This window comes from Nocardia sp. NPDC059180 (genome assembly GCF_042754945.1).
GTDB lineage: Bacteria > Actinomycetota > Actinomycetes > Mycobacteriales > Mycobacteriaceae > Nocardia.
On the sequence record NZ_JBHZBU010000007.1, the window covers coordinates 137,380 to 159,306 of the forward strand.

The 21,927-nt window shown below is 66.1% G+C and carries 22 protein-coding genes; 9 read left to right on the forward strand and 13 right to left on the reverse strand.

Features of this window, described 5'->3' with window-relative positions:
* Position 1: 1 nt before the first annotated feature.
* Positions 2-1,435 carry a hypothetical protein gene (locus ACFXNW_RS21840; RefSeq protein ID WP_379419575.1) on the reverse strand — a complete coding sequence of 478 codons (1,434 nt, stop codon included), beginning with the start codon at positions 1,433-1,435 and terminating at the stop codon, positions 2-4.
* A 291-nt stretch (positions 1,436-1,726) separates the two neighbouring features.
* On the opposite strand from ACFXNW_RS21840, the gene ACFXNW_RS21845 reads away from it, so the two are divergent.
* Positions 1,727-2,365: a maleylpyruvate isomerase N-terminal domain-containing protein gene (locus tag ACFXNW_RS21845; RefSeq protein ID WP_379419576.1), complete on the forward strand. Its 639-nt coding sequence runs from the start codon at positions 1,727-1,729 to the stop codon at positions 2,363-2,365.
* Positions 2,366-2,425: 60 nt separating this feature from the next.
* On the opposite strand, the gene ACFXNW_RS21850 is transcribed toward ACFXNW_RS21845, so the two are convergent.
* The 4 genes from ACFXNW_RS21850 to ACFXNW_RS21865 form a co-directional block, all read right to left on the reverse strand.
* Entirely contained in the window at positions 2,426-2,944 is a 519-nt protein-coding gene (locus ACFXNW_RS21850; protein WP_379419577.1) for a MauE/DoxX family redox-associated membrane protein, read from the reverse strand.
* Positions 2,941-3,381, reverse strand: a complete 441-nt coding sequence (locus tag ACFXNW_RS21855; protein ID WP_379419578.1) for a S26 family signal peptidase — start codon at positions 3,379-3,381, stop codon at positions 2,941-2,943. Before ACFXNW_RS21855 ends, ACFXNW_RS21850 begins: the two co-directional genes overlap by 4 nt.
* A 389-nt stretch (positions 3,382-3,770) precedes the next feature.
* Complete coding sequence (locus ACFXNW_RS21860; protein WP_379419579.1) at positions 3,771-5,612, reverse strand: ABC transporter ATP-binding protein; 1,842 nt, start codon at positions 5,610-5,612, stop codon at positions 3,771-3,773.
* A 2-nt stretch (positions 5,613-5,614) separates the two neighbouring features.
* Positions 5,615-6,148 (reverse strand): TlpA family protein disulfide reductase, encoded by a 534-nt coding sequence (locus tag ACFXNW_RS21865; RefSeq protein WP_379419580.1) that lies wholly within the window; start codon positions 6,146-6,148, stop codon positions 5,615-5,617.
* A 428-nt stretch (positions 6,149-6,576) separates the two neighbouring features.
* Between ACFXNW_RS21865 and ACFXNW_RS21870 the strand changes: the two genes are divergently transcribed.
* Positions 6,577-7,395: an alpha/beta fold hydrolase gene (locus ACFXNW_RS21870; RefSeq protein ID WP_379419581.1), complete on the forward strand. Its 819-nt coding sequence runs from the start codon at positions 6,577-6,579 to the stop codon at positions 7,393-7,395.
* 117 nt (positions 7,396-7,512) lie between these two features.
* On the opposite strand, the gene ACFXNW_RS21875 is transcribed toward ACFXNW_RS21870, so the two are convergent.
* Together ACFXNW_RS21875 and ACFXNW_RS21880 are read right to left on the reverse strand one after the other, a co-directional pair.
* Entirely contained in the window at positions 7,513-8,574 is a 1,062-nt protein-coding gene (locus tag ACFXNW_RS21875; RefSeq protein WP_379419582.1) for a sensor histidine kinase, read from the reverse strand.
* A gap of 10 nt (positions 8,575-8,584) precedes the next feature.
* Entirely contained in the window at positions 8,585-9,274 is a 690-nt protein-coding gene (locus ACFXNW_RS21880) for a response regulator transcription factor (protein ID WP_379419583.1), read from the reverse strand.
* A gap of 89 nt (positions 9,275-9,363) precedes the next feature.
* On the opposite strand from ACFXNW_RS21880, the gene ACFXNW_RS21885 reads away from it, so the two are divergent.
* The 5 genes from ACFXNW_RS21885 to ACFXNW_RS21905 all read left to right on the forward strand — a co-directional run bounded on the left by ACFXNW_RS21885 (position 9,364) and on the right by ACFXNW_RS21905 (position 15,294).
* Positions 9,364-9,969, forward strand: coding sequence for a M15 family metallopeptidase (locus ACFXNW_RS21885; protein ID WP_379419584.1), 606 nt, complete (start codon positions 9,364-9,366; stop codon positions 9,967-9,969).
* Entirely contained in the window at positions 9,966-11,336 is a 1,371-nt protein-coding gene (locus tag ACFXNW_RS21890; RefSeq protein ID WP_379419585.1) for a DoxX family protein, read from the forward strand. The genes ACFXNW_RS21885 and ACFXNW_RS21890 overlap by 4 nt, the downstream gene beginning before the upstream one ends.
* A gap of 521 nt (positions 11,337-11,857) precedes the next feature.
* Positions 11,858-12,739: a 3-methyladenine DNA glycosylase gene (locus ACFXNW_RS21895; protein WP_379419765.1), complete on the forward strand. Its 882-nt coding sequence runs from the start codon at positions 11,858-11,860 to the stop codon at positions 12,737-12,739.
* 321 nt (positions 12,740-13,060) lie between these two features.
* Complete coding sequence (locus tag ACFXNW_RS21900) at positions 13,061-14,635, forward strand: LVIVD repeat-containing protein (protein WP_379419586.1); 1,575 nt, start codon at positions 13,061-13,063, stop codon at positions 14,633-14,635.
* Positions 14,632-15,294, forward strand: a complete 663-nt coding sequence (locus tag ACFXNW_RS21905) for a DUF305 domain-containing protein (protein WP_379419587.1) — start codon at positions 14,632-14,634, stop codon at positions 15,292-15,294. The genes ACFXNW_RS21900 and ACFXNW_RS21905 overlap by 4 nt, the downstream gene beginning before the upstream one ends.
* Before the next feature lie 16 nt (positions 15,295-15,310).
* Here ACFXNW_RS21905 and ACFXNW_RS21910 read toward each other — a convergent pair whose 3' ends face one another.
* The 3 genes from ACFXNW_RS21910 to ACFXNW_RS21920 all read right to left on the reverse strand — a co-directional run bounded on the left by ACFXNW_RS21910 (position 15,311) and on the right by ACFXNW_RS21920 (position 18,718).
* Complete coding sequence (locus ACFXNW_RS21910; protein WP_379419588.1) at positions 15,311-16,213, reverse strand: MHYT domain-containing protein; 903 nt, start codon at positions 16,211-16,213, stop codon at positions 15,311-15,313.
* A 92-nt stretch (positions 16,214-16,305) separates the two neighbouring features.
* Positions 16,306-18,000, reverse strand: a complete 1,695-nt coding sequence (locus ACFXNW_RS21915; protein ID WP_379419589.1) for a hydrogenase maturation protein — start codon at positions 17,998-18,000, stop codon at positions 16,306-16,308.
* 208 nt (positions 18,001-18,208) lie between these two features.
* Entirely contained in the window at positions 18,209-18,718 is a 510-nt protein-coding gene (locus ACFXNW_RS21920) for a MarR family winged helix-turn-helix transcriptional regulator (protein ID WP_379419590.1), read from the reverse strand.
* A 96-nt stretch (positions 18,719-18,814) separates the two neighbouring features.
* Here ACFXNW_RS21920 and ACFXNW_RS21925 point away from each other — a divergent pair, with 96 nt between their 5' ends.
* Positions 18,815-19,246: a nuclear transport factor 2 family protein gene (locus ACFXNW_RS21925; RefSeq protein ID WP_379419591.1), complete on the forward strand. Its 432-nt coding sequence runs from the start codon at positions 18,815-18,817 to the stop codon at positions 19,244-19,246.
* A gap of 287 nt (positions 19,247-19,533) precedes the next feature.
* Here the strand turns inward: ACFXNW_RS21925 and ACFXNW_RS21930 are convergent, their stop codons facing one another.
* Positions 19,534-19,932, reverse strand: coding sequence for an SRPBCC family protein (locus ACFXNW_RS21930; RefSeq protein WP_379419592.1), 399 nt, complete (start codon positions 19,930-19,932; stop codon positions 19,534-19,536).
* Between the two features lie 13 nt (positions 19,933-19,945).
* On the reverse strand, positions 19,946-20,302 hold the full coding sequence (locus tag ACFXNW_RS21935; protein ID WP_379419593.1) for a VOC family protein: 357 nt from the start codon (positions 20,300-20,302) through the stop codon (positions 19,946-19,948).
* 119 nt (positions 20,303-20,421) lie between these two features.
* Between ACFXNW_RS21935 and ACFXNW_RS21940 the strand changes: the two genes are divergently transcribed.
* Positions 20,422-21,294, forward strand: coding sequence for a helix-turn-helix transcriptional regulator (locus tag ACFXNW_RS21940; RefSeq protein WP_379419594.1), 873 nt, complete (start codon positions 20,422-20,424; stop codon positions 21,292-21,294).
* Positions 21,295-21,385: 91 nt separating this feature from the next.
* On the opposite strand, the gene ACFXNW_RS21945 is transcribed toward ACFXNW_RS21940, so the two are convergent.
* Positions 21,386-21,916: a PaaI family thioesterase gene (locus ACFXNW_RS21945; RefSeq protein WP_379419595.1), complete on the reverse strand. Its 531-nt coding sequence runs from the start codon at positions 21,914-21,916 to the stop codon at positions 21,386-21,388.
* Between the last annotated feature and the right edge of the window lie 11 nt (positions 21,917-21,927).

The window sequence follows — 21,927 nt, forward strand, 5'->3', positions numbered from 1 at the left end:
CTCACCGACCCCGGCGTTGCCGGTAGCGCTGCGCGAACCCGGCCGCGTACTCCGACGGCGCGATCGACGACGACGAATGTTCGAGGACGCCGTCGTCGGCGACGTAGAAGATCGCCCGGCCGATCGCGATTTCGCCACGCGGCACCGGCACGTACACCATCCACCCCATCTCGATCCGATCAGCGGTCAACCGCGACAGCGGATAGCCGGTGGTGTCCAGCCCGCGATCGTCGACGTACGCACGAACACGTTCGATGGCATCGAATTCCGACATCTCGAGTAGTCGCGGACGTGCCGACGAACCCGCGATCGAGAGCTGGTACAGGGCCGCATCGATATCGAAGCGTTCCTCGTCGTCGAATACATCGGTCACGGTGTTCCGGCTGACGACACCCACCTGCGCGGCCGATATCAGCGCATCGGCCGCCGCACGCCATCGCGGGTCCGGCCGATCGGCGATCAGGCTCGACATGATGTCGACGACGCTGTCTGCGGTCCACACCCCGGGCACCGCCGAACTGGATCGCTGCGCGCCAGGTGAGTCCCCCCGATACCACCGGCCGTCATCCCACCAGTAGCAAAACGAAAGAAGCCCGGCCGTAGCCCGTGGGTTCAGCACCGGATCGGCCACCCAATCCGGCGCTCCCGCATAGAAGTCCGGCATCTCGGCGCCCTCGTTGTACACCGCGTCCAGTTCGGGCGGGTTCCACACGCCGCCCGAGAGCACCGCTCGACCACCCGGCAGCAGATACAACGTCGAACCCGTCCGCCGGGAACTTTCGAACCATGCCAGCGACGGCAGCATCCGCGGTCCACGATCCGAGCCGACCGCGACGAACGTCGCCGACAGCACCGCCCACCTCGCCCACAGCACCGGAAGCTCCGGCAGCTCGTTGTCCATCAGCACCGGCGACACCAGGGCAGCGCGGTCGGCACGCACCGCGGCAGCGGCCGTGCGCGGGCCGCGCGTCTGCCTGTCGGCGTGGCCGAGATAGGCCGCGAGCCAGACTGGCAACCAGGACCGCGGATACGCCGCAAGATCTGCGCGATACACCTCCGGCGCGAATATGTGCCGGTCCGGAAACGGCTCGTCTCCGAAGTCATATCCGAATTCGGGTGCGCCATCGTCGGCCGACCACAGCAGCAACCGCCACCACGGCCCACGGTCCAGCCGCGCCGACAGCTCGCGGTGCCGCCGGACCGACGCCAGCACCGGCTCCGGCGGATCCACCGGCACCGTCCGCTCGCCCACCGCGAAGACGATTTCCATTGCTTCCGCGCCGACAGTCACCGCGAACGCGGCCCGCAGTGCCTGCCATCCCGTCGGAGCGATCACCACCACCTCGGCAGCGATCTGCCGCTCCAGGCCGGCGATCTCGTCGTCGGACTGAGCCGCGACCTGCCCGAGGCCGGGCGAATGCTGCTGCCGATCCATCCGATGTCTCCTGTCCTTGCCGACCACCGACGCGTCCGACGATCACGCCGCCAACCTTGCGAATCCGCTCGGCGGGAACGACATGGGTGCCGTCGGCCGGACTCGTCCGGCGATCGGGCGCGCCGACCACATCTACGACGACTGCCCTCGGGCGCGAAAGGTTGGGGCCTTGTAATGAACGACGATTGGTCCGCCACGCTCGGCACAGGTGTCGGTGATCACATGCGATACGAAGTGCGGCGCGTGCGTGGTGTGATTCACCATGGACCGACACGATTCGATTGAAAGGCAATGGAATTGAGCGCGATCCGACACGCCTACCTGCAGGCGGCAGTTTCAACGACGACGTTGCTCGCCGATCCGGCACTCACCGCAGCATGGGGCCGGCCCAGTGCATTGAAGGAATTCAGCGTTCACGGGCTCGCCGGCCACCTGGGTGCGCAGATCTTCCACGTCACCCGGGCGCTGGAGGCCGACGTACCTGATGCGCAGCCGCTGTCGGTTGCCGAGTTCTTCGCCCGCGCGCAGGCGTTCGACGCCGAGGTGGATGCGGAAATCAGCGTGCGGATTCGCCAGGGTGGCGAGGCCGCGGCGGCAGCCGGCGCGAAGGCCCTGATCCGCGAGGTCGAAGCGGCGATCTCTCGGCAGCGCACAACGCTGTCCGACGAACCGGGCTCCCGCGTTGTCGCGATGGCAGGCATGCCGATGCTGCTCGACGATTTCCTGCTGACACGCATGGTGGAGATCGTCGTGCATTCCGACGACTTGGCATTCAGTGCCGATATCCCGGCGCCGACGTTTCCACCGCAGGTCTTCGAACCCGTGGTCGACCTGCTGACGCGACTCGCGGTTGTGCGGCATGGCCAACCCGCGGTTGTGCGCGCACTAAGCCGATCAGAACGAGCGCCCAGAACGATCGCGGCCTTCTGACACGGACGGATCGAACCCGAGATGTGGCGCCGTAGGCTCCGGTTCGACGAGTAGTGGCCACTATCGCAGTACGTCGATCAGGTCGTCCAGTCGCACGGTGAGCACCACGCATGCTGCTACGACCGGGACGATGACGGCGAGGCCGGCAAGTTCGTACCGGTGGGGGCCGACGGCGAGATCGAGGGCCAGCCCGACCACCGCCGCCGCAGCGAGGACGAGGTTGCGGACCACGTGCCGGATGCCCATCGGAGTGGTGGACGCACCGAAGCAGCGGCATGATCTCGCCGAACCGAGCCGCACAGCGCGCCCGAGAGCGACCGCGAAGCAGGCCATCAGAACCACGGCCGAGACAAGGCCGAGGCGACGGGCGGGTTCGATCACCAGCGCACAGACAATAGCGACCTCGCTCATGATCGTCAGCGGTGCAAGCACTTTCGCCATGCGATCGCGGTCGCCCAGCAAGGTAGCGGTCGCCGCGACGAACTCCGCGTACGCCGTTCGACCACGAAGTTTGCCGACCAGCGACACCAGGAGCACCCCCACCAGCACATACCGGCAGGCCAGCACGACATAACTCATCGCGCGCCGCCGTTGATCCAGGTGCGACAGACGTACGTGCCGACGAGGCCGTCCATCGGGTACGGGCCCCAGTTGCGGGAGTCGCCGCCGAACGGGTTGTCCCCCAGCACCACCACCGAGTCGGCGGGTACCACACCGGTGCCGTCGGCGGCGGGTACACCGGTCGGCATCGGGTCCCCGGGCAGCCCGGCCACCCGCTTGATATGCCAGCCCAGGCATTCCCAGTCCGCGCCCTGGGCGGCATCGGGTGCACGCAACACCACGATGTGGCCGCACCGAAGGTCCGCGGGTTGTCGCCGGCGCACCAGAATACGGTCGCCATCGCGCAACGTCGGCTCCATGCTCATCCCGATGACGCTCACCAGCACCAGTGCACGCCGGGCGGCCACGGCCACACCCGCCAGCGCGGCCACAGCGAATAGTGAAATTATACTCACGCGCATTCCTGAATTCTCTCCCTGAGCCCATCACTCGGTGTCATGAATTGTTCTCAGCCATGGCGGTTCTTTACCGGCTAACTCCCCGTTAGCATTTTATTGCCGCCGGATGTCCCGGCGAGATTTGGGGAACCAAAAATGGTCAATTCAGTACGAAGAATCGGCGACGAGCTGCTGTCGAAATTCGTCCCGCGGCTCGATGCGTCGGCGTGCACCGCACCGGAGCGCGAGTGCTGGTGCGATAACGACAGTGTCGATATGTCGTACTGCTGCCAGGAATGCCGTTACTGCCCCGGCAGCGGCTACACCTGCAGCAGCCTCGGCTGCCGAAAGGGCTGCCCCTGACCGAATAGGCACCGCCGCGCACGCCGGGCCGAACCGATCGCAGGTCAGCTCGGCGTGTGCGCCGCCAGATATCCTTGTGCCTGCCTGCTGAATAGACGCGCGTACTGCCCGTCGAGCGCCATCAGCGATTCATGGTCCCCTTCCTCGACCACCTTGCCCTCCGCCAGGACGAGTATCCGGTCGGCGCCTCGCACGGCACTGAGCCGGTGCGAGACGAGGACGCTGGTGCGGCCGGCCCGCAGCGTTTCCAGCCGCCGGTGGATCTGGTGCTCGGCCTCCGGATCGAGTCCCGAGCTGGGTTCGTCGAGTATCAGCAGCTCCCGGTCCGCCCGCATCAGGGTCCGCGCGATCGCGATGCGTTGCCATTGGCCACCCGAAAGCAGCACGCCCTTCTCCGCGTCGCCCTTGTCCGTCTCCTTGAAGAAGATGCGACTGAGCATGGTGTCGTAGCCACGGGGCAGCGATTCGATCTTTTCGGCCACCCCCGCGGCAGCCGCTGCGTGGGCGATCCGATGCTCATCGTCCCCGGCGGCCAGATCGCCGACGCCGATGTTCTCCGCCGCGGTGAGGTCGTACTCCATGAAGTCCTGGAACAGAACTCCCAGCCTGCGGCGCAATTGCGGTACCGGAATGTCGCGAATGTCGACCCCATCCCACAGGATCGCACCACGATCCGGGTCATAGAACCGGCAGATGAGCTTGATCAGGGTGCTCTTGCCTGCCCCGTTGAGACCGACCAGCGCCAGCGATTCACCATGGTCGATGCGGGCGCTGAATCCGCGCAACACCCACGGGTGCGATGCGTCGTAGCGGAACCACACATCGACCAGCTCGATGCCCGATGCCAGTGCCGGTAGCTCAGCGGGTGTCGCGGGCGATGGCAGGTCGGGACCCATGTCGAGCACGTCAAGGTAGTGATCGAGCTGGAGCAACGCACGGTGCGCGCTGCTGATTCGGGTGATCAGGCCGGAGATGGCGGCCTGCGACGCGGCGACCGCGGCGATGAACGCCGAAACGTCACCGACCGTCAGCCGACCCCGCGCGGCCGCCCATACCGCCCATGCGATTCCACCCCCGTTGATCAGGCTGCCGACGATCGCCATCGACAACTGTGTCCGCAGCTGTCGACGGTCCAGATCCCGCTGCGCGTCATTCGCCGTGCCGATCGCGGCGAGCACACGTCCCTTGAAGAAGTCGACAAGGCCGAGCAGCCGGATCTCTTTGACCGCTCGGACATCGCTGTTGAGCGCACTCAATTGGAACTGTCGTCGACTGGACGCCGACATGGTGTTCAGCATGTCCGCGAACCGCCGGGCCAGCGCGAGCTGCGCGAACAGCACCGGCACCGCGGAGACCAACATGATCACCGCCATCGGCGGCGCGATGACGACGACGGTGAGCAATAGGCCGATCAGCGAAACAACGTCGCGGGCCGCGGCGAACAGGCCGGTGGTCGCGGGCCCGACAGCATTGGACGTGCTCTGCTGTGCCGAACGGATGTGGTCCAGGATCGGTGGGCTCTCGAACCTGCCGAGACCGTGAAAGGTACCGACCGCGGTGAACAACCGGTCGTTCATCACCAGATAGGCCCGGCGGTTCAGCTCCGACCTGAAGTATTCCGACGCGCGTGGTTCACAGGCACTGATGAACCCTGCCGCCACCAGCGCACCGACCGCGGCGATCAGCGTCGGCCCGGCCTCCCCGGAGACCAGCGCGTCGATCATCAATTTCGTGGACCACGCCACCACCGAAGCCAGCACTCCACCGACGAGTGTGCACACGATGTGAACGATGGTGATGGCCTTACCGGCCTCCCAGCACAACCGCCAGGCAGCACGCAGGCGCGACGACAGTGCGCGGGCGCCCGGCAAGGCGTCCGCCGCCACCCTCACCGAGCGCCCGCGGTCAGCGCCGCGAGAGAGTGCCGCGACGCGACGATCACACCGGCCTCGTCCAACAGCACCAGCTGGGGGAACCTGTGCACGCCGAGGGCCTCCGCGACCGCACTCCCGGTGGGTTCGGCGACAACGATCGGCGAGTCGCCGAGCGCGGCCAGGATTGCCTCCTGATCAGTCTGGGCGGCCGGTTCCATCAGCACGATCGCAACCCGGTCCGCATCCGGATGACGGGCGAACTCCGCTGCCTGATCACGGCATGGAGCGCAGCCTGCGGAGAAGAACGCGACCAGACGATCCGGGCCGGTAATGGCCGACCCCGACACACGTTCGCCACGGGTGGACAGCGCGTCGAAGGCCGGTAATCGCCGACCGATCAGGGGGTCACGACCTTCCGATCGCGACTTCCCTGGCGCGCCGAGCCGCTCCTCGTGATCGCGCAATCGGCGCACCACAGCACAGCTGATCAGCAGGTTGAGCAGCGCCAATACCGCAAGGATGACGACAGCGGCGACAACGAATTCCATACCACCTCATATGTAGCGCTTCGGGATTGTTCATTCGGGGTCGACACCGATCGGGTATGTTCATTACATATCCGGTCCGCAAATTGACAGCAACTACTTTCAATTGTCTATTCATGCCGCACCGATCGGTACCTACAGAGGTAATCGTGGAACGAGTACCGAAATCCGGAGGAGATTCTGCTCATCCGCCCCCGCACCGTGTCGGTTGGCGAGGCCATAAGCCATGGGTCGGCCGAAGATCGCGACGTGGCCGTGTACCTGCCGCAGTAGGAGACTGGCTCACTTTCATACACCCACAGACCTATCGGAACCCGAAAAGGTTGGGTCGGTTCGTTCGGGAACCGATGAGTCCTGTGCTTCCACCTCGTCTACAGGTGACAGACCGCGCCCGAGCACGGTCGACGGAGCAACGGAAAGGGCACGGCACTGTGAAGACCACACTTTCGGCGGACGGCACGAAGCTGGCATACGACGTTCGCGGCGACGGTCCCGTGCTCATCTACATCACCGGCGCGATCTGCTTCCGCACATTTCGTCCCGTGGTGGCCGATGCGAAGGCATTCGCCGCCGAGTTCACCGTGTACACCTATGACCGGCGTGGCCGGGGAGACAGCGCAGACGCACCCGTCTACGACGTCGCACGGGAAGTAGAGGACATCGAAGCGATCATCGACGCCGCCGGCGGGAAGGCACACATCTACGGCCATTCGTCCGGAGCGGTACTCGCGCTGGAGGCGGCGTTGCGGTTGCCACACAAGATCGACCGAGTCGTCATCTACGACGCGTCGTATGTGCACGACGCCCAGGAGCGAGACTCCTACGCCGCATTGTCCCGGCAGGTCGGCTCGCTGCTGGACCGAGGCGAAAACGGCCGCGCGATAAAGCGATTCCTGCAGGACATCGGCATGCCACGCCTGTTCGTTCACCTACTCCCGCTCGTTCCCGGGTGGACCACGATGAAATCTCTTGCCCCCACACTCCGCTACGACATCGCCTTGACCGAGGAGCTGCCGCCACTGGACCGCCTCACGGCAATCGAGGTGCCCGTGCGGGTGGTTGTCGGCGGGCGGAGCCCGGCGGGCCTGCTCGATGTCGCCCGTCGCGTAGCCGAAGCCATACCGGGGCCGGACGCCCTGGTACTCCACGGCCAGGACCATATGGTCAGCGCCAAGGCACTGATACCGGTCCTGCGTGAAAGCCTGCTGGGAAACCGAGAACCAGACCACAAACGGATCGGCGAGCGCTGATCGACAGAAGGGCAGCAGAGATCCCCGCGCGCCGCGGCGCATACGCCGCCGTGGTTCCGGCGAGGTTCGGCCTTCGCCCGCCCGTCGACCGCTGAATGCCACCACCCGGCCCGCCATTCATAGCGGCGCGGGTAGTTGCACCGTGACGCGGAGCCCGCCGCCCGGGCGAGGTGTGAGAGTGAGGGTTCCGGCGTGTGCTCGGATGATGCTGTCGACGATCGCGAGGCCGAGACCGACGCCTGCGTGATGGGTGCGTATGCGTTCGGAACCGCGCTGAAACGGCTCGGTCAGGGTGGCAACCATATGTGGGGCGAGCGGCTCGCCGGTGTTCTCGACGGTAAGCACCACGCTGCCGGGGAGAACGCCGGTCGTGGTCCACACGGCGCCCTGCGCCGGCAGATTGTGGACGATCGCGTTGTGCACGAGGTTCGTCGTCATCTGCTGCAGGAGGGCATACGAGCCGACGGTGGGGGTGACGTCACCGAAGGTCTCGAGGGTGATGCCGTGGCTTTCGGCAAGGGGCAGCAGCGTTTCCGCGGCTTCTTCGGCGAGTAGGGACAGATCGACGTGTTCTCGGGTGAAGGACCGCTGGTCGGCACGGCTGAGCACGAGCAATGCTTCGGTGAGGTCGATCGCTCGGGTGTTGACGGCGTGCAGGCGCTCGACCAGTTCTCCGGTGTCGTGGTCGCGATCGGTGCGGGCCACGTCGAGAAGCGTCCGCGTGATCGCCAGCGGAGTGCGCAGTTCGTGAGAGGCATTTGCCGCGAATCTCTGCTGTTCGGCGACGTGCGCTTCGAGCCGCGCGAGCATGGTATCGAAGGCATCGGCGAGTTCGCGGAGCTCGTCTTGGCGGCCCGGCAGCCGGATGCGGTGGGACAGTGATCCATTCGCGGCCATGCGGGTGGCGTCTGTGATGCGAGTCAGCGGGGAGAGCATCCGGCCGGCGAGAAACCACCCGCCCAGCAGGCCGAATACCAGCAGGAAGCCCAGCACTACGGCCATGAAAGGAAGGAAGGCACGCAGCAGGAGCGAGCGGTCGATCCAGAAGCTGTCGGTGGCGTTGATCCAACCGCCGGGCAAAAAGTACAGGTAGAAGACCAACACGGCCGCAAGCAGCAAGGCACCTGCGACCATGAGGAAACCGGCGTAGCTGAGGGTGAGTTTGAGGCGAACACTCAATCCGGGGGCTCTATCCACGGTCCAGGCCTCCGGTGTCCGATGGTGTGTCGATGCGGTACCCGACGCCGGCGACGGTGGCGATGATCCACGGTTCACCGAGACGTTTGCGCAGCGCCGAGACGGTGATGCGCACGGCGTTGGTGAACGGGTCCGCGTTCTCATCCCACGCCCGTTCCAGCAGCTCTTCGGCACTGATCACACCGCCCTCGGCGGCCACGAGAACTTCGAGCACCGCGAACTGCTTCCGGGTCAGCGCGACGTAGCGGCCGTCGCGGTAGACCTCGCGGCGGAACGGATCCAGCCGCAGCCCCGCGATCTCCCGAACGGGAGGCCTGTTGTGCGCGCGCCTGCGGTCGAGAGCCCTGAGCCGGAGCACGAGCTCCTGCAGTTCGAACGGCTTGGTGAGGTAGTCATCGGCGCCGAGCCCGAACCCGCTCGCCTTGTCGTCGAGCCGGTCGGCCGCGGTGAGCATCAGGATCGGCAGGCCACTGCCGGAGGCGACGATGCGTTCGGCGATCACGTCGCCGGAGGGCCCAGGAATGTCGCGGTCGAGGACGGCGATGTCGTAGCCGTTGATGCTCAGTAGCTCCAGCGCGGTGTCGCCGTCACCGGCGATATCGGCGGCGATGGCTTCCAGACGCAGCCCATCACGGATGGCTTCGGCCAAATAGGGTTCGTCCTCGACGATCAATACGCGCATAGACCCTCGATCCTCCCAGCCGGGGCATATCGCCGGCGTATCGAAAACCGCATACATGCCGGCAACAACACGCCGCCTTGACTGGCGCTATGAGCCACAGCGAACCAGCACGAACAGCGACCCGCCGTATCCGATCTACCATCCTCGCTGCCGTTGTCGTCGTCGGCGCGCCGCTCATCGGTGTCCTCGTCTATCAGTCGCCGGAGTCGCTGTCCTCGTCGGCCGCCGGGGCTGTCGACACTCTTCTAGGCAATCAAGATGGACCACCTGGTGCGGCGACCTTCGATGGCGAAATTCCGTCCGTGTCCGACCTCGACCCCGATTTACTCGATGCCCTGCGTCTGGCCGCAACCGATGCCGCGGACCACGGGATCGAGTTGATCGTCACCAGTGGCCGGCGTTCCCCGGAGTACCAGGACCAACTACTGCGCGAGGCGGTCTCGAAGTACGGCTCGGAAGCCGAGGCCGCCCGATGGGTAGCCACTGCCGAAACGTCTGCGCACGTCTCGGGAGACGCGGTCGACATCGGCCCCTCCGAGGCCGCTGCGTGGCTGTCCACCTACGGCGCCGACTACGGGCTGTGCCAGATCTACAGCAACGAGCCCTGGCACTACGAACTGCGCCCCGAAGCTACCTATCACGGCTGCCCGGCCCCGTATGCCGACCCCACCGAGGACCCGAGGATGCAGAAATGATCAGTACCGATGGGAAATTGGACCGGCGCATCGATACCGATCCATCCGACGCCGGAAAGGTCACCACGCGGGCAGGCTGGCACCTGCTGACGCAGATCGCGTTCCGATTCTGCGTCATCTATTTCGGCCTGTTCTGCCTGCTCAATCCGCCGATTCCCTTCGCGCTGCTCGGCGCCCTCGGTCGCTGGGTCGATCGCGGTCCGTGGGTCACCTCCATGGCGGACCCCGTCACCGGCTGGGTGGGCAGAACGTTCTTCGGGGTCGACGCGCTGCTGCGCACGGACTCCGGCGCCGGCGACCAGACAGCCATCTGGGTGCTCGTGTTCTGCATCCTGGTTGTCGCGGTAATCGCCACCGCGGTGTGGTCGGCCCCCTTCGACCGTCGTATCGCCCATCCCCGGCTGATGGCGTGGTTCACGCTGTTCCTGCGGCTGTGCCTCGGCGGCCAGATGCTGTCGTTCGGGCTCGCCAAGCTGATCCCCAACCAGATGCCCGAACCCACCCTGGCACAGCTGTTGCAGCCGTACGGCGACTTCAGTCCCATGTCGGTGATGTGGCTGCAGGTCGGCAGCTCCCATCCGTACGAGATCGCTCTCGGTGCGGTCGAAGTCGTGGCCGGGCTGCTGCTGTTCGTACCCAGGACCGCGGTGCTCGGCGCCGCACTGAGTCTGGCGAGCACGGCTCAAATCCTGCTGATGAACATGACCTTCGACATCCCGGAGAAGCTGCTCTCCTCGCATCTGCTGCTGATAAGCCTGGTTCTGCTCGCCCCACACCTGCGGCGGCTGGTCGACGTATTCGTGCGGCGACGCGCCTGCGAGCCGTTGACGCAGCCCGCGCTGTTCACCGACGCCAGGAGCAACCGCATCGCGGTGTGGATTCAGGTGGCCCTCGCTCTCTGGGTCGCGCTGAGTGGCGTCCAGGACAACTGGCGGGTTTGGCAAGATCAGCATGGTGCCGCCAGCCCCAAGTCCCCGCTGTACGGAATCTGGGAGGTGCGGGATTTCACCCTCGACGGCCAGCTGGTGCCGCCGCTGACGACCGACGAGTACCGTTGGCAGCGGCTCGTTTTCGACGATCCGGGGACAGCGACCTACCAGCGGATGAACGGTGAACTGGTCCCGGCGCGCGCCGTTTTCCACCCCGATGGTCAGCTCGAGCTCATCACGAGGACGGACCCGACCGACGCGGACCGGCCGCCCTTCGCGACGCTGTCCGCCGAACGCCCTACCCCGGACCAGCTGATACTTCGCGGGCAACTGCACGACCGCCCGGTGCTGATCACCCTGGAACACCTGGACCCGAACAGCTTCACCTTGCGCAACCGCGGATTCCACTGGGTCCAGGACTACCCGTACTTCCGCTAGCCACGCATGGGAAGGCGACGGACGGCCCGCCCAGTTGGTACACGGATTTTGCCGACCAGGCCCGACGAGCGGCGGCCACCGGCGTGTGGTCAACCGCGTGACCTCGACCGAAACTGCGATTTCTATGAAACAACGACATTTCGCATCTTTCCTGGCTAGATTCCCTGCTACGCCGGACAGTCGGCGATGAGAAGTCGGAGGAACACCGTGGAATATGTAGGCTCTGTCGCCGGTATCTTGCAGATGATCATCGGCACCATCCTTGCCAACACCGGATCGGGTGGTTCGGGCTCCGGCTGGTGAACCTCGCGGATTCGGCTCGTCATTCGCGAGCCGAATCCGCTTCCGACTGCCCGTTCGGCTCGAATGAGTGAACACACGACCCGGAACCGCCGATGACACTCGCAGAAGCCTTGCCCCGCTACCTCCAGCTCGGATCACCCTGACAGTTCGACCCCAAGGAACCGGTGCGAGACAATGGCCGGGTGAGCACGCACGACGATCTCGACATCGCCCCTGACCTGCGGGTACTACCGCCGGTCGAGTGGCGGGATCGGGCACGGGCGCATCGTGATCGGATCGACCAGCTTGTCGGCCCATACCTGCGGCACCGGGCGTCCGGCTCGACGCATCCGGTCATCGATTTTTTGTTTACGTACTACGGACACAAACCGGCCCAGCTGCGCCGCTGGCATCCCGGTTTCGGGGCGGGGCTGGCCGATGCGCCCGGCTATGTCGGCGCGCGTGGTTATCACCAGCTCACCGTGGCCGACGGCCTCGTCGTCGCGACCGCCGACCCGGCCTTCCTGGCGAAGCGGCGCGACACCATCGAATTCGTGGCGCGACTCTTGCGCGCGACGGCAGCGCGGCCGGCTCAGCTGTCGTGCTTCGGCTTGCACGAATGGGCGATGGTGTACCGCTCCGACGAGGTGCGCCATTCGGTACCGCTGCGTCTGGGCCGTTCGGGGACCGACGCGGTCGTCGAGTCGATGGCGTTGCGCTGCACCCATTTCGACGCCTACCGCTTCTTCACCCCTGAGGCCGTCGGCCGTAACACCGTGGCCCTCACCCGTGACGATCAGCCGCTGCGTGAACAACCGGGCTGCCTGCACGCGAACATGGATCTGTACAAGTGGGGCTTCAAACTCGTCCCGCTCATCAGTTCGGAACTGCTGACCGTATGCTTCGAACTCGCCTGCGCCGCACGCGAACTCGACATGTGCGCCAGCCCTTACGACCTCACCGACTATGGCTACGAACCGGTCGCCATCGAGACTCCTGCCGGTCGCGCCGAGTACGCGCGCGCCCAGTCCGCGCTCGCCGAACGGGCAACACCACTGCGGGCACGGCTGCTGCACGCGTGCGAGGAGTTGCTCGACGCAGCCTCGGCGCCACTGCGCTGAGCACGGAGCACGACCGAAAGACTCGACCGGAAAGACTCACGGCCCAGACAGCTGCATACACCTGCACTGATAGCTCATGAGTATCAACTCGGCGCCGATCAATACCCCACAGAGCCCGTACCCTCCCCCGTTTCGCCGCATTTCAGGTGGTCAGAGCCGTTCGATAGCGAGCAAACGAAGTGACCCACGACAATTCCGCGAAAACACCCCCAATTTCCAGGGGCCCCTATTAAGCTCCGTTCAGTAACGCCGCCCGCGGTGTCTGGGACACGAGTCTCCCGGGGCGGCGTGAGTCGGAGACGAAGGAAGTTGGGGGATGCGATGAGGCGTCCGTTGAAGTTGCGCCGCACCAGGTCGTTCGCCTTGGCCGCTGTCGCACTGATCGCCACGATGATGCTGCCCGCCGGCGCGTCGGCCGATCTGCAATCCGATATCGCCAATGGCGTCCGTGAATTCCTCGACGTCGGCCGCACCTCGGTGCCGCGCGCCGACTGCGGCCCGGGCTCGATGCCCGAACCCGGTCTACAGGGCGATGTTCCGGCCGCCGATCGCGACAGTGGACGCAGCACCCAGGGCTACCGCTGCAATATGTCGATGGTCGGCCAGTTCGCCGGACGTGGCGCAGGCATCACCTCCACCAGCTTCGAACACTGCGCCTACATGGGCTCGTTCTTCCCCGGAAACCTCCTGAGTGAAGGCCGCGGCGTACAGGTCCTGGACGTGTCCGATCCGACGAACCCGCGGCCGACGGCCAATCTCACCGAACCGGCCATGCTCGCGGGTACCTGGGAAAGCCTGAAGGTCAACAAGGAGCGCAAACTGCTGGTCGGGACCGGCGTTCCGGTGGGGACCGGCGTCGGCTACATGTCGGTGTACGACATCTCCGACTGCGCCCATCCGCGTCTGCTGAACCCGGGGCCGGGCACGAATCTGGCCATGCCGCTGCCGATCACGACCCACGAGGGTGGCTTCTCCCCCGACGGCCGCACCTACTGGGCCTCGGGTATCGCGCCCGGCTTCGTCAGTGCCGTCGATCTCACCGACCCGGCGAATCCGCACGTCGTCTGGCAGGGCCTGACCGGTATCGAGGCACACGGCTTCGGTGTCAGCCCCGACGGCAACCGCATGTACATCTCCGCGCTCGGCGGATTCACGGTGCTCGATATCAGTGCCGTCCAGCGTCGCGATCCGAATCCGCAGGTGCATCACATCGGCCGGGTGTTCTGGACCGACGGCTGGGCCACCCAGCACAGCGTCCCGGTCAGCTACGACGGCAAGCCCTACCTGTACACCGTCGACGAGGGCGGCTCCGGTGGGGTCAAGCTGATCGATATCTCCGATGACACCGCGCCCAAGGTGGCGGCCAAGCTCAAACTCGAGATCAACCTGCCGAAGAACATCGACAGCAATATCGGGTCGTCGATGGGCGGTTCGGCGTTCGCTTACGAATCGCACTACTGCGCCGCCGACCGGCAGCAGAACCCCACCGCGCTCGCCTGCGGCTGGATCTCCTCCGGCATCCGGGTCTTCGATGTCCGCGATCCGGGCAATATCCACGAGATCGCCTACTTCAACCCGCCCGCCCGCACCGGCCGCAATCTGGAGATGTGGAACTCGCCGCACGCGTTGGCGTCGATCATCGGTGTCCCGTTGATGAGTGCGCCGAACGCGGTGCGCGCGGTCCTCGAGGGCGAATTCAATCCGATGGACGCGCTGACCCCGCGCACCGGGCGCCTCGCCTTCGGCGACGTCTCCACCGACTGGTGCTTCTCACCGCCGGAATGGCGCGGAAATCAGCTGTATGTGGCATGTTCGGACAACGGCTTCATGGTGCTGGAGCTGAACAATGGCGTCTACACGCCGCCGCCGAACCAGTCCTCGATCGTCGGATCGTGAATATGCCGCGTGGGATGCGGATCGCCGGATACGCGGCGGTAGCGGCGCTGCTGCTGGTACTCGGCGCCGCCCTGCGTCCGCTGTTCATCACTGACGAACGGCCCGCCGATCCCATTCTGGACGCGGTCGAGATCGGTTTCGTCCAGGACATGACCGCACACCATCAGCAGGCGTTGATGATGGTGCAGCGTCTCGATCCGGCGGTCGATCCGGGGGTGTCGCGGCTGGCTCGGCAACTCGCCGACACCCAGAACCTCGAGATCGGCACCATGCTCGGCTGGCTGCGGCTGGTCAACGCGTCACCGTTGTCGCCGCAGCCGATGGCCTGGATGCGTGAGGCAGGCGTCGAGCCCGGTCACCAGCACGGCGGCCCCACGACCACCGCGCACGATCCGGCCGGCCACACCATGCCGGGGATGGCGACCATGGCCGAACTGGACGCCTTGTCCGCCGCGCGTGGCCGGGCCGCCGAGATCTTGTTCCTCCAGCTCATGCTGCGTCACCATCAGGGCGGTGTGGCCATGGCGCAGGCGGCCGATCAGCTCATCGAGTCCGGGCCGGTCAAGGAAACCGCCCGCTCGATGATTCACGGCCAATCCCAGGAGTCCGGCGTCATAGCGGCCCTGCTCGGTCAGCGCGACGCGCAACCACTGCCCTGACCGGCGGCGCGTGGCGTCAGCTGTCGACCATCTGCCGCGGCCATTCCCGGCCGCTGCTGGCCAGAGTGGCCGGGTCGGTGCTGGCCAAGGTGGCGCTCTCGCGTTGTTCCGGCTGGAGGTCGTTGGCGGCAGCGATGCTGCGGACCTCGAGTTCGGCCACACCGACCAGCACGACCAGGCCCACGACGACCAGTGCGACGGTGGTGATGAGCGGAGTGAGCAGCTCCACCGGCGTAATACCCTCGGGTGTTCCCGTGTGATTGCCGTGGTCGGCGCTCAGCGCCATCATGCCGGTGTAGTGCATACCGCAGACCGCGAGGCCCATGATCACCGCCGCACCGACGGTGTTGCCCCACCCGCGCACGTGCACCATGAACCAGAATGCGGCGGTCGCGGCGACGACCGCGATCACGATGGACAACGCGACCAGACCGGCGTCGTAGTTCATCTCGGAGCCGGTATTCATCGCGGCCATGCCCAAATAGTGCATTGCCGCGACACCGAAACCAGTGATCGCACCACCCAGCGGCAGCGCGACCACCTCCCGATGACCACGCACGACGATCGCAAGGCCGATCAGCACGACGACCACGGCGATGGCGGCACTGAACAGCGTCAGCGGCACGTCGTAGCGAATATCGACGCTATCGATGGCGAACCCGAGCATCGCCGTGAAGTGCATGACCCAGATGCCCGCGCCGCCGAGCGCGACGGCCGCGGCGACCAGCCATCCGGCGGGTGACTTCGCCGTGCGGGCGTGTGCCGCGCACCGCAGGCCGAGGACCGACCCGATGAACGACATGAGATAGGCCAGGGCAGGGGTTACCCACCCATTGCTGAAGTGCTCGAGATGCACGTGTACTCCGATGTAGCTAGTCGATTTCCGATCCGCGATCGGGTGCACGAGTGTGCGAACCACCGAAATGAGGATTTCAAGATGAAAAGTTCACCACGGATACGCAGGGGGTCGCCAATTGGTGTCTCCACTGCGCCATGTCTTCCTCGGGCCGCTCAGCCGAGCAGATACGTGGGTGTAGCGGCGGGGGCGACCCCGTAGACGAACTCGTTCCGCAGCCGGTGGTACGGCTCGCCGTCGGCGTAGAAGTTGCGGCGCATTTCGGTGAGTTCCTCGGCGCGGTAGTCGGCCAGCGGTTTGGCCACCTCGTCTGCTTCGCGGCGCTGCTTCTTGGCGACCAGCCTGCCCTCGAGTTCGGTCGAATCGGCCAGCATCGCGGCCTCACGACGCACCCACGCCCGGAACGCGTCGGTGCTACCGGGCGCCACCCGATCCACCAGCCCGATCTGCGCGGCGGCCTTCGCGCCGACCGGCAGGGTCTCGCGGGTCAGCGCCGCGGCTTCGGTTTCCCCGACCCGCCGCGGCAGCGTGTAGGTCCAGTATTCCGAGCCGTAGAGCCCCATCAGCCGATAGTGCGGGTTGAGCACCACTGACTCCTGGCACCACACTTCGTCGGCAGCGAGCGCCAGCATCACGCCACCGGCCGCGGCATTGCCGGCCAGCGCCGAGATGACCAATTTGTCCGTCGTGGTCAGGATCGCCTCGACCAGGTCGTTCATGGCATTGATATTGTGCCAGGACTCCAGTGCCGAATCCTCGGCCGCCTCGATGACGTTGAGGTGGATGCCATTGGAGAAGAAGTCGCGAGCCGGTCCGAGCACGAGCACACCGATCGGCCGGGCGCAGGCCTCGCGGTAGGCCGCCAGCAGCCGCTCGCACTGCCGGGTGCTCATCGCTCCGCCGCTGTAGGCGAATTCGAGGTAGCCCACCGACCCGTCCTCGCGGTAACTCAGCTCGGACCAGGTGTCGCGCACCGCTGCCTCGGCCGGGGTCACCGGTACCTCGGGAACGTCGGCGGGCAGGTCCGAGCCCAGCGCGTCGACGGCGGGCCGCTTGAATGTCGCCGGGCTGCCGGGAACCCGGCGAGGCCGCAGCTGCGGCAGCCAGATCGCACCGTCCACAGTGGCCCGGCAGATCGCGCCGTCGCGCGTGGCGATCACTTCGCCAGGGGCGCCGCGCAGCTGATCCTCGTTGTGGCCGCCGTGCACGAAATACTCACGCCCGTACAGCTCGTCCAGCACGCCGGGTTGTGAGTCGGCCGCGCGGAGTGTGCGCAGAATCTCGGCTGTGCTGTCGGACGACCAGCCGATTCGGCGGTACTGCTGGGAGTGGTAGGGGCGCAGCTGCCCCTGAACGTCCGGGCGGCCGTAATCCAATGGCTCCGGCTCGAATCCGCCATCGGCGAACCGTTCGACGGCGAGCAGCACCGCCTCGACGGCGGCGTCGGATACCTCGTTGCGGTACAGCTCGCTCTTGCCGCAGTCCGGCACCGGGAACGACACCGAAGCCCAGATCGGGCCCGCATCCATCTCTTCGACGGCTTGCAGGACGGTCACGCCCCATTCCCGCGCGCCGGTCGCGATCGCCCAGTCGAGCGACGACGGACCACGATCGCCTTTGGGGCCGGGATGCACGATCAGGACAGTGTGTTCGGTCCAGATGTCTTCCGGGATGGCCGCGGTGAGCATCGGCGCCACGATGAGGTCGGGCTGGAAGTGAGCCACTCGCGCCCGGAGCAGATCATCGCCGAGTGCCAGTTCGACGCCCACCTTGTGCCCGCGACCGCGCAGTTCGGTGTAAACGCGCTGGGTGAGGCTGTTGAAAGCACTGGCGACTAGCAGGACGCGCAAGGTTTCCCCTCCATCAGGCAGGGATGAACTGCGCACCCCCGAAACGCTCTCCATAACTCGTCCAAGCTAGCCGCACACCCATTCGAACGCAGCGTGGGCACCTGCGGGTCGTGACGAGACTCACTGCGCGACATGCAGACCGGACTCTGCCGTCCCCGGGGCCTCCCGGGCCGGGCGAACAACCGCGGTCGTAGTCACTTGCGGCAATCTAGGGGATTTGCCAGCCCGGCGAACTGGTGCCATCCGCCGTTGTGGCGAGATGAGTGTTGATGCGGTTGAGCAGACTGAACAGTTGTGCGCGCTCGTCGTGGTCCAGCGGCGTCATGATGTGTTCGTTGACGCCGTCGAGGACGCGGTCGAGCTCGGCGAGGCGGCGCTCGCCTTGCTCGGTGATGGTGATGACGTTGCGACGCTTGTCGGCTGGGTCGGGCGCGCGGCGAACCCACTCGCCGTCCTCGAGGTCGTTGAGGACGGAAACGAGGTCGCTCTTGTAGACGCTGGTTCGGTCGGACAGCGCCGCCTGGCTCGCCGGGCCGAACTCGGCGAGCGCGGCCAGCACCACGAAGTGGTCCTTGCGGGCGCCCACGGCTCGCAACTCGTCGCGCGAGACCCGGGCCATCTGGGCGGCCGTCATCGAGGCGAGACGTGCGATCTGTCGCTCGAGCCGCGCCGGGGTTTGCTCACCGTGGTCGAACAGCAGTTCCTCTCCGGTCTCCATGCCCGGAGCGTACCGCACTTGCGTTAGTGCCACTAACGATCTACATTCATTAATGTCACTAACGTTAGTGCCACTAACCGATCGTAGGAGACTCTCATGACCAGCACTGATGCCTTGATTCGCGACCTCGCCGACCGCGCCGAACTGACCGAACTCATCGCCCGTCACAGCCTGTGGGTCGACGAGGGTTACGCCGACACCGACCGGCTCTTCACCGAGGACGTCGTGGTCACCTCCATCCGCGGGGAGGCGCACGGGATCGAGGCGCTCAACGCCCTCGCGCGTAAGGGGCATGACGCGTACGCCCGCACTCTCCACAGCAAGTGCAACCTCGTAATGGAGATCGACGGCGACACCGCGACGGTGCGGGCGCACGACATCGCGGTCTACGTCATCGACGACAAGACCGAGGCCGTCGCAGCCGCGATCCACCGCTACCGAGCACGCCGCACCGCCAGCGGCTGGCGTTTCGACCGACTCGAAGTATCACCGGTGGCGCTGACCGAAGCGCTGGCTCGGGCCCGGTAGGCCGATCTCACCGCCACCGCACAGGCAGCCTCCGACAGACATGCACCGCGGTACGGACGTCGGCGGGCTGGCGACTCAGCGAGATCCGGATTACGCCCGCCTGGATCCGTAAGGAATGATCACTGCCCCTCGACTGCGAGCATGCAACCGACCCGCCGCCCGGCGACGTGTTATCACTGCCGCCGAGCGGCGGGGTCGGTCTGAGCTTGCCACCGGACAACGCTTCCGCGGACGGCCGAGTCCCACTTCAGGAAGTAACGCCTGTCCCGTGGGCGGTTCGCGCTAACTCATCGCTGCAGGGCCCGACGTATGACAGCCGATCCTTGCTCGACGGACTGGGCCATCGGTGCGGCGAGAGCATCGGGTAGGACATCGGTGTGCCACACGAACAGGGTTTTGCCGTTCTCGACGGGCAGGGCCTGCATCGAGGCGTGGTGATGGGCAGGGTGCAGGTGCCCGCCGACGACCGAGTAGGCCACACGCCTGCTCTCGGGGTCGAGGTCGACGAGTCGTTCGGCGACGATCGTGCCGTCGGCGAACGTGACTGTGCGGGTGTCGGCGTCGAGGCGAGTATCGGTGACGAAGCCCGGGGCGAGACGCTCGTGCACCGCGCCGAAATCAGCCAGGACCTCCCAGACCTGGTCCGGGGTGGCGTCGACGACGAATTCTTTGTGAATGGATGCCATGGTGTCCTCCTGGTCAGGCTGTGGCGATGCAGAACAGGTGGCCTTCGGGATCAGTAAGAACCGTCCACTGACCCTGCCCCGGCTGGAAGTCGGGGACGGTCGCGCCCAGCGCGAGCAGCCGCTCGATTGCGGTCGACACATCGGCGACGGTGAAGTCGAGGTGGGCGTGCTTACCGGTATCGGGCCAGCCAGGACCCTGATATCCCTCGACTCGTTGGAATGCGAGCTGGATCGGGCCCTCACCCAGGTAGGCGGAATCGTCATCGAGATGGGTGATCTTCCAGCCGGTGACCTCGCGGTAGAACTCCGCCATCACCTTCGGTGAGGCGCAGTCGATGATGATCGCGGCGAGGTTCGCGTGGACGGTCATTTTTCGTTATCTCCCTGGTGTCGTCGATGTTGCCGTCTCAGCATTCATGCCCGGCCCCGCACAGGTCTTGAAGATTTTTGCGCGCCGTTGTTGTCGTACCCCCGGCATACGGTCCATGCGTGCTGTCCGCCACCACCCTCGTCACCCGGCCGGAGTTCACCGTAACCACCGTGACCTGCCACTCCGACCACACCGATTTCTCGGCTCCGGAAGTCCGCGACGACCATCGGCTCGTGCTCGTGCGCCGGGGCAGATTTCGGCGACAGAACAACGGCGAACTCGTCGACCTGGACCGCACTGTCGGCTACATCGGCACACCGAGTGAGGAAGAAGGGTTCTCCCACCCCGCCGGCGGTGACGTCTGCACCGCGGTGACGATCAAGCCCGAGCTTCTGGAATGGGCGTTGAGCCCACAGGCGGTCTACGTCGATGCCCGTATCGAGCTCGCGCACCGCCGAATGCTCACCGCTGCCGCGGGCGGCGATATCGACTACGCGGTGGCCGAGGAACTGGTCCGGCTCGTCGCACTCGCCGCCGGACGGTCGGGCCCACGGCCGCGGCCCGCCGATCGAATGCTGGTCACCGCGGCCCGCGAGGCGATCATCGACGGGGCGGCGGAGTCGGCCGGGCTGCGCTCTTTGGCCGTATTGCTGAAGGTTTCGCCGTACCGGCTGAGCCGAGTGTTCTCACAGCACATGGGAGTGTCGCTGACCCGCTACCGCAACCGGATACGAGTCGGGCACGCTCTCGACCGGATCACCGACGGAGAAACCGGCCTCGCCGACCTCGCCGCACACCTCGGCTTCGCCGACCAGGCACACTTGACCCGCACCGTCCGCGAACACCTGGGCCACACCCCCACCGCCCTGCACCGACTACTGACCCCCAACCGCGCCGCTGAATGCAGCACCGACGAGGCGCTGATCGTGGCCGACGCAACCATTGGGCGGACCGGACGCGCACACCGGCCGAGTAAGGCGAGTTCGGCGTAGAGCTGTCGGCCCGCAATCCGAAGCCCACCCGCCTTCCGTCGTGTGGACGACGGTAGGCGGGTTCACGGCTTCGGTGTCGGCACCGGGACGCTTACCGATCCCCGCCCAGGCGGGCGAAGCTTGCGGTCGCGGTGGCGTAGAGCTTGTCGGCGGAGTCGACGAGCCGTGCCTCGGCCGCCGCGGTGCTGCGACCGAGGTGTACCGCGTGGGCGATCGCGCGCAGCGGTCCCTGGTCGGGCGAGATACGCCGGACCATGGTGGTGTTCATGGTGATGGTCGACACCATGGATTTGTCCTCCAGCGACAGATGGACCGCACCCCACATGGCGATATCGAGGACGGTGGCGACGATGCCGCCGCCGATCACCCCGATGAAATTCACATGCCTCTCGTCCGGGGTGAGACTCAAGGTCATGCGGCCCGGTTCGGCGTCGATGAGCGTGATGTTGAGCAGACGGGCCAGCGGCGGCTGAGCGAGTTCACCGCTGCGCAGCTGTGCCAGCAGTTCTTCCCTCGACAGTCCGAGCAGGCCGAGTACGGCGATGGCAGGATCGTCCCATTCCATATGCAGGGTGCGTGCGCCGCCGGAGATTTCGATGGTCGCCACGTCATTGGATGTCATGTTCTTCCTCA

Coding starts and splice junctions, on each gene's coding strand:
- ACFXNW_RS21900 (WP_379419586.1), top strand. CDS start 13,061: ATGAGGCGTCCGTTGAAGTTGCGCCGCACCAGGTCGTTCGCCTTGGCC.
- ACFXNW_RS21920 (WP_379419590.1), bottom strand. CDS start 18,718: ATGGAGACCGGAGAGGAACTGCTGTTCGACCACGGTGAGCAAACCCCG.
- ACFXNW_RS21850 (WP_379419577.1), bottom strand. CDS start 2,944: ATGAGTTATGTCGTGCTGGCCTGCCGGTATGTGCTGGTGGGGGTGCTC.
- ACFXNW_RS21885 (WP_379419584.1), top strand. CDS start 9,364: ATGAGCCACAGCGAACCAGCACGAACAGCGACCCGCCGTATCCGATCT.
- ACFXNW_RS21840 (WP_379419575.1), bottom strand. CDS start 1,435: ATGGATCGGCAGCAGCATTCGCCCGGCCTCGGGCAGGTCGCGGCTCAG.
- ACFXNW_RS21845 (WP_379419576.1), top strand. CDS start 1,727: ATGGAATTGAGCGCGATCCGACACGCCTACCTGCAGGCGGCAGTTTCA.
- ACFXNW_RS21935 (WP_379419593.1), bottom strand. CDS start 20,302: ATGACCGTCCACGCGAACCTCGCCGCGATCATCATCGACTGCGCCTCA.
- ACFXNW_RS21945 (WP_379419595.1), bottom strand. CDS start 21,916: ATGACATCCAATGACGTGGCGACCATCGAAATCTCCGGCGGCGCACGC.
- ACFXNW_RS21865 (WP_379419580.1), bottom strand. CDS start 6,148: ATGGAATTCGTTGTCGCCGCTGTCGTCATCCTTGCGGTATTGGCGCTG.
- ACFXNW_RS21890 (WP_379419585.1), top strand. CDS start 9,966: ATGATCAGTACCGATGGGAAATTGGACCGGCGCATCGATACCGATCCA.
- ACFXNW_RS21880 (WP_379419583.1), bottom strand. CDS start 9,274: ATGCGCGTATTGATCGTCGAGGACGAACCCTATTTGGCCGAAGCCATC.
- ACFXNW_RS21930 (WP_379419592.1), bottom strand. CDS start 19,932: ATGGCATCCATTCACAAAGAATTCGTCGTCGACGCCACCCCGGACCAG.
- ACFXNW_RS21925 (WP_379419591.1), top strand. CDS start 18,815: ATGACCAGCACTGATGCCTTGATTCGCGACCTCGCCGACCGCGCCGAA.